The organism is Desulfuromonas carbonis (assembly GCF_054658035.1).
The window spans coordinates 1,447,083-1,459,126 of sequence record NZ_BAAHXR010000003.1; the positions used below are offsets into that span (position 1 = coordinate 1,447,083).

The following is a 12,044-nucleotide window of genomic DNA, read 5'->3' on the forward strand; positions in this document are numbered from 1 at the left end:
GATATAGATGTACGACAAACTCTGGCTCATCCCATTCTTCCCCCTGCTGGGCTCGATCATCAACGGGCTGCTCGGCAAGAAGATCAAGAATGAGAAGATCATCGGTAGCATCGCCACCGGGATGATGGTCCTCTCCTTCGCGGTCTCCTGCAAAATGTTTTTCCAGCTGCTCGGGGACAGCGAAAAGGTTCACGAGGTGGTGATCGCCTCCTGGATGTCGGTCGGCCAGCTGCAGGTCGATTGGGGATTCCTCCTCGATCCCCTCTCGGCGCTGATGATCATGGTCGTCACCGGGGTCGGTTCGCTGATTCACCTCTACTCCATCGGCTACATGCATGGAGAAGAGGGGTTCTACCGCTTCTTCTGCTACCTGAACCTCTTCGTCTTCGCGATGCTGATGCTGGTGCTCGGCAACAACGCCCTGGTCATGTTCATCGGCTGGGAGGGTGTCGGCCTCTGTTCCTATCTCCTGATCGGTTACTATTTCCACAAGAAGAGCGCGGGCGACGCCGCCAAGAAGGCCTTCGTTGTCAACCGCATTGGTGACTTCGGCTTCCTGCTTGGCCTCTTCACCCTCTTCTATGCCCTCGGCAGCAAGGGGGTGTGGACCATCAACTTCGTCGAAATCGGCCATAATGCCCATCTCCTCGGGACCGGCAGCGTGGTGGTGACAGTGATCACCCTCTGCTTCTTCCTCGGCGCCACCGGCAAGTCGGCGCAGATTCCGCTCTACACCTGGCTCCCGGATGCGATGGAAGGCCCGACCCCGGTCTCGGCCCTGATCCATGCGGCGACCATGGTCACCGCCGGCGTCTACATGATCGGCCGCATGAACGGCCTCTTCGCCATGGCCCCGACGACGATGATGGTCGTCGCCATTGTCGGCGCCGCCACCGCGATCTTTGCTGCCTCCATCGGTTTTGCCCAGAACGACATCAAACGCGTTCTCGCCTACTCCACCGTCTCCCAGCTCGGTTACATGTTCCTGGCGATGGGGGTCGGCGCCTTTACCGCCGGTATCTTCCACCTGATGACCCACGCCTTCTTCAAGGCCTGCCTCTTCCTTGGTTCGGGCTCGGTCATTCACGGTATGCATCACGGTCTCCACCACGCCCATCTCCATGACGATCCCCAGGATATGCGCAACATGGGTGGGCTGCGCAAGAAGATGCCGATTACCTACTGGACCTTCCTGATCTCCACCCTCGCCATCGCCGGCGTTCCCGGCCTGTCGGGCTTCTTCTCCAAGGACGAAATCCTCTGGTGGTCCTTCGCTTCGACCCGCGGTGCCATCGGCCTCTGGATCGTCGGTGCCCTGGCCGCCGGCATGACCGCGTTCTACATGTTCCGCTGTGTCGCCATGACCTTCTGGGGCGAACAGCGCACCAATCCCAAGGCGAAGGATCACATCCCCGAGTCCCCCTGGGTCATCACCCTGCCGCTGGTGGTGCTGGCTGCCCTCGCCGCCGTTGGCGGCCTGATCGGGGTCCCGGCCCTCTTCGCCAAGGGCTGGAACCGCATTGAGCACTTCCTTGAGCCGGTCTTCGGCCATTCCCAGGAGACCTACCACATTGCCGTCAAGGAAGCTCTGGCCCATTCCCATGGCGCCGAGTGGGGACTGATGGGGGTTTCGGTGGCGATCGCCTTCATCGGCATTGGCATCGCTCTTTACATGTACAAGTCCAATCCCGACCTCCCCGGCAAGTTCACTGCCGCCTTCCCCAAACTGCACAAGGCGGTCTTCAACAAGTGGTACATTGACGAACTCTACGATTTCCTCTTCGTCAACCCGACCAAGCGTTTCGGCACCTTCCTCTGGAAAGGGTTTGACGTCAAGGTGGTCGATGGTGTCGTCAACGGGCTGGCCAGACTGTTCGGTGCGATGGCCGCCGGGCTGCGCGGCACCCAGACCGGCATGGTGCACAACTATGCGATGGGTATGGTGGTTGGCGTGGTGCTGATCGTCGGTTTCTTCGTCCTGAAGTAAAAGCGTCGGCTGCTTTGCAATAGCAACATAAGGAGCGATTTCCAATGACCGAACATCTTCTCAGCCTGATAACCTTCCTCCCGCTTTTGGGGGTTGTGTTCCTGCTCTTCTTCCCCAGGGATAACGAAGGGCTGCTCAAGGGCTTCACGCTGGTGGTGAGCCTGGTGACCTTTGTCATCAGCCTGCCGCTCGCTTTCAACGATGTCTTCAAAACCACGGCCGACATGCAGTACGTCGAATTCGCGCGCTGGATCACCATCGGCGATTATTTCCAGATGAACTACAACGTCGGCATCGACGGCATCAGCCTCTGGCTGGTCCTGCTGACGACCTTCATCATGCCGATTGCGGTCCTCTCGACCTGGAACGCGGTGGAGAAGTACACCAAGGGGTTCATGGCGCTGCTGCTGCTGCTGGAGACGGCGATGCTCGGTGCCTTCATCTCCCTCGACCTCTTCCTCTTCTACATCTTCTGGGAACTGATGCTGATCCCGATGTACTTCCTGATCGGCATCTGGGGCGGCAAGAACCGCATCTACGCCGCGGTCAAGTTCTTTATCTTCACCGCCGTCGGTTCCCTGCTGATGCTGGTGGCGATTATCTTCGTCTACTACCAGGCGCTCCAGGCCGGCATGCCCTTTGACAACGGCTTCAGCATTGCCGACTTCTACAAGCTTTCCATCGCTCCGGATCTCCAGGTCTGGCTCTTCGCCGCCTTCGCTTTCTCCTTTGCGATCAAGGTGCCGATGTTCCCGGTGCACACCTGGTTGCCCGATGCCCATACCGAAGCGCCGACCGCCGGCTCCGTGATCCTGGCGGCCATCCTGCTGAAGATGGGAACCTACGGTTACGTTCGCTTCGCCATGCCGCTCTTCCCCGACGCCACCCAGATGTTCATCCCCTTCCTCTCGACGCTGGCGGTGATCGGTATCATCTACGGCGCCCTGGTGGCGATGATGCAGGACGACGTCAAGAAACTGGTCGCCTACTCCTCGGTCTCCCACCTCGGTTTCGTCATGCTCGGCGTTTTCGCCATGAACATCCAGGGGCTGCAGGGCGGCATGCTGCAGATGATCAACCACGGCATCTCGACCGGCGCGCTCTTCCTTATCGTCGGCTTTATCTACGAGCGGCGCCACACCCGCGAGATCAAGGAGTTTGGCGGTCTCGCCAAGGTGATGCCGATCTTCGCGACGATCTTCATGATCATCACCTTCAGCTCCATCGGCCTGCCGGGGACCAACGGTTTCGTCGGTGAATTCCTGGTCCTGATCGGCGCCTTCGAGAGCGAGCTGCGCTGGTTTGCGGTGGTGGCGACCAGCGGTGTCATTCTGGCCGCGGTCTACATGCTCTGGATGTTCCAGCGGGTGATGTTCGGCGAGTTGAAGAACCCGAAGAACGAAAATCTCAAGGATCTTTCCCTGCGCGAAATCGTCATCATGCTGCCGCTGCTGGTCTTCGTCTTCTGGATCGGGGTCGCACCCAATCCCTTTTTCGAGAAGATGAATCCCTCGCTGGAGCGCCTCATCGAGCAGGTCAAAGGGAAACAGCAGGTCGCGGTGGTCGAGAAGGTAGAGATGCCCAGCCACATGGGCCATGGCCACGAGTAACGATACTTAGATATATCTCGGCTTCCGAAGGAGCATTTCCATGGAAAATCTGGTGCAAATCGCCATGCAGAACGTGAACTTCTGGGCCATCATGCCCTCGCTGGTGCTGACCTGCTTCGGCATGGTGCTGCTGCTGGTGGCCGTCTTTTCCAAGCGCGGCCGAACCACCCACGTCGCCTGGCTTAGCATCGTCGCCCTGGTGGTGACCGGCTATTTCGCCTACCTCGGCTGGAACAACCCCCAGTTCGGTTTCGCCGGGCACGTGGCGCTCGATAATTTCGCGACCTTCTTCAACTTCACCTTCCTCTTCTCGGCGGCGCTGGCGATTTTGATGTCCGACGATTATCTGAAGCGGGAAGGGTACCCGATTGCGGAATACTACCCGCTGATTCTCTTCGCCACCGCCGGGGCGATGTGGATGGCTTCGGGCACCGACCTGATGACCATCTTCCTGGGGTTGGAGGTCCTCTCGGTCGCCCTCTACGTCCTCTCCGGCCTCTTCCGCAACCAGTTGCGCTCCAACGAGGCCGGACTCAAGTATTTCCTCCTCGGCGCCTTCTCCACCGGCTTCCTCCTCTACGGCATCGCTCTGCTTTACGGCGTCACCGGGACGACCAACGTCGCCGACATCGGACTCTTCCTGTCGTCGCACCCGGCGGTTCTCGGTAATCCGATGACGATTGCCGGCATGCTGCTCCTCTCGACCGGTTTCCTCTTCAAGATCGGCGCCGCGCCTTTCCACATGTGGGCTCCGGACGTTTACCAGGGTGCCCCGACCCCGATCACCGCCTTTATGAGCGCCGGCCCGAAAGCGGCGGCCCTGGCGGCCTTCATTCGCATCCTGATTCTTGGCCTGGGTGGCCTGCACGCCGAATGGGGTCCCCTCCTCTGGCTGCTGGCGGTACTGACGATGACCGTCGGTAACATCGTCGCCATCGCCCAGACCGATATCAAGCGCATGCTCGCCTACTCCTCCATCTCCCATGCCGGTTACGCTCTGGTCGGTATCGTCGCCGCCAACGAGATTGGTCTGTCGGGCGTCTTCTTCTACATGCTCGTCTACACCTTCATGAATCTCGGCGCCTTTGCCGTGCTGGTCCTCGCCGGCAAGGAAGGGGAGAACAACCTGACGCTTGAAGGGTTTGCCGGCTTCGGTTACAAAAAACCCTTCCTCGGCATTGCCATGACGATCTGCCTCCTTTCCCTGATGGGGCTGCCGCCGACGGCTGGCTTTGTCGGCAAGTTCTATATCTTTTCCGGCGCGGTCAAGGCCGGCTACATCTGGCTGGCGGTTATCGGTGTTCTCAACTCTGCGGTCTCCCTCTACTACTACCTGCGGGTCATGGTCGCCATGTACTTCCGCGATCCGGCCGAAGACTTCTCCTGGGTGAAGGCCAACCTCGGCGCCACCATTTCCCTGGTGCTCGCCCTGATCGGGATCTTCTACCTCGGCATTCTCCCCGGTCCGGTGATGGAACTGGCCAAGCAGGCGCTTTTCTAGCCTGGTCTCGGTAACGTGTTATACTGCGAGCCCCGAATCGATTTTCGATTCGGGGCTCGTTTGCGTCAGTGGCCGAACGCAAGGGGCTGGTCAGTACGCCATCGGAATCAATGAGGGAAAGATGCCAACAGAAACGGGAAGCGGAAGGACACGGGGCCGGGCAGTGTTCTATATCGCCGTGCTGGCCTACCTGATATGCGCGGGATCCTGGGTATGTGCAGAGGAGGCGGTTCCGGAAGCCGCTGGCACCCCGGGAGCCTTTTCCGAACGGATGAAGCTGGAAGGGAAGCTGGAGAGCAATCCCTTTTCCATTACTACCTACAAGCGGAATTACCTGCTTCCCCTGAGCTACAATGCGTCACCCAATCGCAGGACCACCTCGGATGTCGGTGACACCGTCGATCACGCTGAGGTCGAGTTCCAGGTCAGCCTGCAGTTCCCCCTGGTCAACAGCCTCTGGAAAGAGAACGGTCGCCTCTTCCTCGCCTATACCAACCATTCCTGGTGGCAGGCCTATAACAGTGATGCCTCCAGCCCGTTCCGGGAAACCAACCACGAGCCCGAGTTGATGTTGGCGATTCGAACCGATCAGAGGATTTTCGGTTTTGACGCCAAAAGTTTTACCTTCGGGCTGGTGCACCAGTCGAATGGCCGTTCCGGCACCCTTTCTCGCAGCTGGAACCGGGTGCAGGGTTATTTTATCTTCGAACGCGGGCGGCTGGTGCTGGCACTCTGCCCCTGGTACCGGATTCCCGAAGAAGCCAAAACCGGACCGGACGATAGCTCGGGGGATGACAATCCCGATCTGGAACGATACCTGGGATACGGAGAGCTGACGGCGGTTTACAAACTGGGAGAGCAGACCCTCGGCATGGTGTGGCGCAACAACCTGCGGGCCGAAGGGAACAAGGGAGCGATCGAGATCGACTGGAGTTTCCCCCTGGCCGGTCGCTTCAAGGGGTATGTGAAATATTTCAATGGTTACGGGGAAAGCCTGGTCGATTACAATGCCTCAAGCAACCGCATCGGCGTCGGGCTCCTCTTCAGTGATCTGCTGTAGGTCCTTAAGCTTCAGAGCAGGCCGTCCTGGCGCAGTTGCCGGATCAGGACCTTGACAATTTCCTGGGTCTGGCTCTGGATCGCTTCGGAGGTGGTAGTGCGCGTAAGGATGGTCCAGATCAGTTTGCCGCTGTTGAAATCGTAGAGATTGGTCTCGAGATCGAGGACTTTGTAGGTGACGTCATAACTGCGAACCGTGGTATAGCTGCGGCTGTAGTCGTTGTACCAGTGGCTGGGGGGCGGGTAGCGCCCGTCGTAATAATCGTAAGGGTAATTGCGGCCGTTGAAGCTGCGATCGGTGTTGATATCGGTGACGCGCTGCTTTTCCTTTTTAAGGTCGACCAGTTTGGTGACGAGGATCGTATCGACACCGATTTTTTTGGCGGCGGCGTTGATCTCCTCCTGGGAGGCGCCGCCATCGGGGAGCACGGAAAAACTGGGGACCGCCGTTACGCCCTCGGCGTCAAGGCCGTTGGCAAAGGCCGATTCGAAAATCTTGCGCGTGCTCTCTTGCTTGGCGACGCCGAGTACCAGGACCCTGTTGATGCGGGCGCTGTAACCCGGGTCCCGCCAGGTGCCGCTGATCCTGGTGGAGGCGCAACCGGTCAGGGTCAACAGCAGGGCGACGAGGATGGCAGGAAGGGTCGTTTTCACGGTGGATAAGCTCCTTTGCAGAAAAGCGGAGCGGCAATCACTGCCGCCTGCCTCTGATACTATATGCTTTTCGCTGCCAACTGCAATCCCCGGCGCAGGTTGCGCTTTTACTGCCCGCAATCCCTGTTAATCTTTTCCGGGGGGGGCACTGGTGTTAAACCTCGGGGACAAAGGACGGGACGTGGCATGAATCGAGGCGAGGAAGTCGCTGCCGCCCAATTGCAGGAGGCCGCGGCGGAGGAATGGATCCTGACCCTGGCCGGAACCTGGAGCCTGCGGGGAGATCGTCCGGTTGACGATCGCCTTATGGCCCGGCTCGCAGCCGCCAGCGGCCGGCTTGGTTTCGACAGCGAACAGCTGACCGGCTGGGATAGCAGTCTTCCTCTGTTCCTGCGCCAAATTGAAGGACAGGTCGACCAACGTCAGCTGGCCATTGATCGTAGCGGGTTGCCGGACGGGGTACGGCGTCTCCTTACCCTGACAGATAGCGGCAGCGAAGCTAAACGGGATGCGGATCGGCAGGCCCCTCCTGGCTTCCTGGCCCGGGTCGGGGCGGCCATGCTGCAACGGATGGAATGGTCCGCCTTGGCCCTTGCTTTTCTCGGCGGAACGACGCGGGCGGCCTGGCGCATGCTCAGGGGGAAGGCGCGCTGGCGCCCCGAGGATCTCGCCGGTTTCCTCCAGGACTGCGGGCCACGGGCCCTCCCGATCGTCAGCCTGATCGCCCTGCTGGTCGGCCTGATCCTCGCCTTTATCGGCGCCATGCAGCTGCAGACCTTCGGTGTGCAGATCTATGTCGCCAACCTGGTCGGCATCGGCATGGCCCGGGACATGGGGGCGATGATGACGGGAATCATCCTCGCCGGCCGTACCGGCGCCGCCTATGCCGCCCAACTCGGGACGATGCAGGTCAACGAGGAGACCGACGCGCTGCGCACCCTCGGCATCGACCCGCTCGAATTTCTCGTCCTGCCGCGCTTGCTGGCCCTGGTCCTGATGATACCGCTGCTCTGCTGTTATGCCGACCTGATGGGCATCATCGGCGGCGGCCTGGTCTGCGTCAGCCTTTTCGATATCACGCCCCTGCAATATCTGCAGCAGACCCGGGAGGCGGTCCCGCTTTATCATTTCACCGGCGGTCTGGTCAAGGCGACCGTCTACGGCATCGTGGTCGCCCTGGCGGGGTGCCACCGCGGCCTCGCCTGCGGCCGCAGTGCCGCCGCCGTCGGCGAGGCGACGACCGCAGCGGTGGTAACATCGATTGTCTGGATCGTGGTCTGGTGCGCCATCCTGACCGTGCTCTACAACCTGATCGGAGTCTGACGATGATCCGTGACCGGGAGCCGGGGCCGGTCCTCGCCGTCGAGGGTCTGCAGATGTCCTTCGGGGACACCCTGGTCCAGCAGGATTTGACCTTCGATGTCCGCCGCGGCGATGTCTTCCTCATCATTGGCCCGAGTGGTTGCGGCAAGAGTACGCTGCTGCGGCACCTGATCGGCCTGCAGACCCCGGCGGCGGGCACCATCCGTTATGGTGGCGAAGATCTGTGGGCCCTTGACGAGGAGGAGCGAATCCGCCAGCTGCGCCGGATCGGGGTCCTGTTCCAGGGCGGCGCGCTCTGGAGTTCCCTGACCGTGGCGGAAAATATCGCCTTGCCGCTGCACCACTACACCCGCCTCTCCGCGGCGGAGATCAGGGGGCAGGTCGCCTTCAAACTGGCCCTGGTCGGCCTCGACGGCTATCAGGACTTCGCGCCCGCCCAGCTCAGCGGCGGCATGCGCAAGCGCGTCGGCCTCGCCCGCGCCCTGGCCCTCGATCCGGAGATCCTCTTTTTCGACGAACCTTCGGCCGGCCTCGATCCGGTCAGCGCCCGGCGGCTCGACGACCTGATCCTGGAGTTGCGGGAGAGCCTCGCCGCGACCCTGGTGGTGGTCACCCACGAACTCGCCAGCATCTTTGCCATTGGCAGCAATGGCGTTTTTCTCGACCCGGAACAGCGGACCATGATCGCCAGCGGCAGCCCCGCCGAGATGCTGGCCGCCGGTGAGCCGAAGGTTCGGGAGTTTTTGCAGCGAGGTGAAGCATGAGCCGAAAATTCAGTCCGACCCTCCTCGGCGCCTTTGTCACCGGGGCGGTGATCCTGGCGCTGGGCGCCCTGGCCCTGTTCGGTTCCGGCTGGCTGCGCAAGGATGTCCGGGTCAACGTGGTCTACTTCAGCGGTTCGGTCAAGGGGCTGACGATCGGAGCGCCGGTGATGTTCCGCGGCGTCACCATCGGCCAGGTCAAGGATATCCGGGTCATCTTCGACACCCGGGAACTGACCTTCCGCATCCCGGTCCTGATTGAGACCGACATGGAAAGGATCCAGGCGGTCGGCGCCGATCAGCCGGGGACCGGCCCCGGCCAGGGCGCGACGGATGCCTTCATCGATCTGCTGGTCAAACGCGGCCTGCGCGCCCAGCTGCAGATGCTGAGCCTGGTGACCGGTCAGCTTTTCGTCCAGCTCGATATCTTCCCGGAGAGTGAGGCCCACTTTGTCGGCAAGGGGGGGGATTACCAGGAAATTCCGACCGTGCTGTCGAGCTTCGAGGAGGTCTCCAAAACCCTGGAACAGATCCCCCTCGATCAGCTGGTGCAGAAGGTGGTGACGACCCTCGACGGCCTGGAAAACCTGGTCAACAGCCCCGAACTGGGCGAGAGTGTAAGGACCCTCAACGAAACCCTGCAGGCGGTGCAGAAACTGAGCGGCCAGGTCGATGCGAATTTTGCCAGGATGGTCGGCGACGTCTCAACGACGATGGCATCGGTGGCCACCCTGGCTGAACATCTCGATGCCGAGCTGGTCCCGGTCAGCAGGGAGCTGCGCGGCACTCTGGCAGTGGCGCGAGGTGCCTTTGGCCAGGCCGAGAGTGCCCTGGCCGGCCTCGATTCGACCCTGGCGCCCCAGGCGCCGGAACGGGCGGCCCTGCGCCAGGCGCTGCAGGAGTTGACCGACGCCGCGCGGGCAGTGCGCATTCTCGCCGAGGCGCTGGAACTGCAGCCGGAAATGCTGCTCAAGGGACGACAGGGGACGCCATGAAAAGGATTGCACGGTTTCTGACCTGGTTCGCGATTCCCGCTCTTGCCGGCTGCATCTCCCTCGGCGCGCCGACGCCACCGAGCCACTTCTACCTGCTGGGCGCGGCGCCGGCGCCGGTGCCGGCCGGGCCGGTCCAGGGTGAGTTGCAACTGACCCTGGTAGCCCTTCCCGCCTACCTCGACCGGCCGCAACTGGTGACCCGGCGCAACGAACAGGAACTCGAAATCGCCCCCTTTGAACGCTGGGGCGAGCCGTTGGCGACGGGGATCACCCGGGTTCTCGCCGCCACCCTGCGCCAGCGGCTGCCGGAGCTGGTGGTGGTCGCCGGGGCCGAGAGCGCCACCCGGGCGGCGACGGGCCGACTGCAAGTCAGTTTCGATCGTTTTGAGGGGAATCAGGCGAGCGGGCAGGTCGAGCTGGCGGCGCGCTGGCAACTGGCCACCCCTGCCGGCGCGATCCTGGCACGGGGCCAGGTGGAACTGGTTGCACCCTGGCCCGAGCGCTCGGCGTCATCCCTGGTGGAGGGCTATGACCAGCTGCTGGCCCGCTTCGGCGGCGAACTGGCGCGCCAGGTCGCCCTCGTCCTGATCCCGGCTCGGGCCGGCTAGAGAAGCCCGACCGGCCGGGTTGGCCGCGCTCGTCCGCTCGCGCAGCTGACCGCTTGCCGCCGGTGGTGACCGCCGGCGAAATGGAATACAATTTCCCCGTATGATCCAGAACCTGATGCAACTCCCCATACCTGGCAGCGGCCGGAGCCGCGAGGCTGACCAATGAGCGCGCCCGGCGACCTGCGCCAGCTGCTGGAACGGTTGACGGTCCGCGGCGAACTGCACCGGATCGATGCCGCCGTCGACCCCCGCCTCGAGATCGCGGCGATCATCGACCGCATTTGCAAAGAGCCGGGCGGCGGCCCGGCGCTCTGTTTCGAGAACCCGACCGGCTTCGCGGTGCCGGTGCTCGCCAACCTCTTCGGGTCAGCGGGGCGCCTTACCCTCGCCCTGGGCGTCCCCGCTCTCGATGAACTGGGGGCCAAACTCGGCGCGGCCCTCGCCGGCGCCGGCCCCGGCAGCGGCGCGCAGCGAATGGAACGCTGCTTTGCCGCGCCGGCCTGGCAACCGCGACTGGCCGCGACCGGACCCTGCCGCGAGGTGCAGGGAGGGGCGGACCTGCTCAAGGCTCTTCCCGCCCTGCACTCCTGGCCCGGTGACGGCGGTCGCTATCTGACGCTGCCGCTGGTCTTTACCCGCCATCCTGAAGGTGGTGCCGCCAACTGCGGCATCTACCGGCTGCAGCTCTTTGATGACGACACCCTCGGCCTGCACCTCGGGCCGCACGCCGACGCCCGCCGCCACCTGGCGGCCTGGCAGGAGCGGGGGGAGGCGATGCCGGTAGCGGTCGCCCTCGGCGGACCGCCGGCGCTCCTCCTTGCCGCCGGCCTGCCGCTGCCGGCGACGGTGGCGGAGACCAGCTTCGCCGGCTGGTTGCAGGGACGGCCGCTGGATCTGGTGCCCGCGTTCGATCCCGGCCTGGCAGTTCCTTCCCTCGCGGAATATGTCATCGAAGGGGTGGTGCATCCCGGCGAACTCCGCCTCGAAGGTCCCTTTGGCAACCATACCGGCCAGTATGTTCCGGCCGCGCCGGCGCCATTGCTGCGGGTCGCGCAGGTCAGCCGGCGCCGCCAGCCCCTCTATCCCTGCACCGTCGTCGGGCCGCCGCCGATGGAGGACTGCTGGCTCGCCAAGGTCGGCGAGCGCCTGCTGCTGCCGCTGTTGCAGCTCGATTGCCCGGAAGTGGTCGACTGGAACCTCCCCATTGAGACGATCTTCCACGGCGCCGCGCTGGTGGCGGCCCGGGTGCCGGCGAAGGGGGGGCGTGCCCTGCTCGAACGGCTGCGCCGGCATCCGCTGCTGGCCCGTGCCCGGCTGCTGGTCCTGTTCGACCAGGGGGTCGACGTCCAGCAGCCGGCGACCTGTTACTGGCAGGCGCTGAACCGGGTTGATCCCGAGGAAGGGATCTGGTCCCGGGACGGCCTGCTCAATATCGATGCCAGTGACAGCAGGACGGCGCCGGTGGTCGGCGCCGAGCCCGGCACCGCGGCGCGCATCGCCGAACGCTGGCGCGAGTTCGGTTTTTCCACCCCCGATTGAGGAGAGC

Annotated in this window: 10 protein-coding genes; 9 read left to right on the plus strand and 1 reads right to left on the minus strand. The window is 63.0% G+C overall.

From position 1 onward, the window contains the following. Positions 1 to 7: 7 nt before the first annotated feature. The 4 genes from nuoL (at position 8) to ACYQ8E_RS13640 (ending at position 6,158) form a co-directional block, all read left to right on the plus strand. Positions 8 to 1,987: an NADH-quinone oxidoreductase subunit L gene (nuoL, locus tag ACYQ8E_RS13625; protein ID WP_066723713.1), complete on the plus strand. Its 1,980-nt coding sequence runs from the start codon at positions 8 to 10 to the stop codon at positions 1,985 to 1,987. A gap of 44 nt (positions 1,988 to 2,031) precedes the next feature. Next, entirely contained in the window at positions 2,032 to 3,597 is a 1,566-nt protein-coding gene (locus tag ACYQ8E_RS13630; protein WP_066723715.1) for an NADH-quinone oxidoreductase subunit M, read from the plus strand. 40 nt (positions 3,598 to 3,637) lie between these two features. Next, the gene (locus tag ACYQ8E_RS13635; protein WP_459861081.1) at positions 3,638 to 5,098 is read left to right on the plus strand and encodes an NADH-quinone oxidoreductase subunit N; all 1,461 of its coding nucleotides are present in this window, start codon (positions 3,638 to 3,640) and stop codon (positions 5,096 to 5,098) included. A 271-nt stretch (positions 5,099 to 5,369) separates the two neighbouring features. Beyond that, a complete protein-coding gene (locus ACYQ8E_RS13640) occupies positions 5,370 to 6,158 on the plus strand; it encodes a phospholipase A (protein WP_197463709.1) in 789 nt (262 codons plus the stop codon). A gap of 11 nt (positions 6,159 to 6,169) precedes the next feature. Here ACYQ8E_RS13640 and ACYQ8E_RS13645 read toward each other — a convergent pair whose 3' ends face one another. Next, the gene (locus tag ACYQ8E_RS13645; RefSeq protein WP_066723722.1) at positions 6,170 to 6,811 is read right to left on the minus strand and encodes a hypothetical protein; all 642 of its coding nucleotides are present in this window, start codon (positions 6,809 to 6,811) and stop codon (positions 6,170 to 6,172) included. A 186-nt stretch (positions 6,812 to 6,997) separates the two neighbouring features. On the opposite strand from ACYQ8E_RS13645, the gene ACYQ8E_RS13650 reads away from it, so the two are divergent. The 5 genes from ACYQ8E_RS13650 to ACYQ8E_RS13670 all read left to right on the plus strand — a co-directional run bounded on the left by ACYQ8E_RS13650 (position 6,998) and on the right by ACYQ8E_RS13670 (position 12,037). Continuing rightward, positions 6,998 to 8,134, plus strand: a complete 1,137-nt coding sequence (locus tag ACYQ8E_RS13650; protein WP_066723726.1) for an MlaE family ABC transporter permease — start codon at positions 6,998 to 7,000, stop codon at positions 8,132 to 8,134. Positions 8,135 to 8,136: 2 nt separating this feature from the next. Continuing rightward, positions 8,137 to 8,898 carry an ABC transporter ATP-binding protein gene (locus ACYQ8E_RS13655; RefSeq protein ID WP_066723730.1) on the plus strand — a complete coding sequence of 254 codons (762 nt, stop codon included), beginning with the start codon at positions 8,137 to 8,139 and terminating at the stop codon, positions 8,896 to 8,898. Continuing rightward, positions 8,895 to 9,890, plus strand: coding sequence for an MlaD family protein (locus ACYQ8E_RS13660; protein WP_066723733.1), 996 nt, complete (start codon positions 8,895 to 8,897; stop codon positions 9,888 to 9,890). The genes ACYQ8E_RS13655 and ACYQ8E_RS13660 overlap by 4 nt, the downstream gene beginning before the upstream one ends. Beyond that, positions 9,887 to 10,498, plus strand: a complete 612-nt coding sequence (locus tag ACYQ8E_RS13665) for a PqiC family protein (RefSeq protein ID WP_066723738.1) — start codon at positions 9,887 to 9,889, stop codon at positions 10,496 to 10,498. Before ACYQ8E_RS13660 ends, ACYQ8E_RS13665 begins: the two co-directional genes overlap by 4 nt. 162 nt (positions 10,499 to 10,660) lie before the next feature. Beyond that, positions 10,661 to 12,037, plus strand: a complete 1,377-nt coding sequence (locus ACYQ8E_RS13670) for a UbiD family decarboxylase (protein WP_066723740.1) — start codon at positions 10,661 to 10,663, stop codon at positions 12,035 to 12,037. Positions 12,038 to 12,044: the final 7 nt, after the last annotated feature.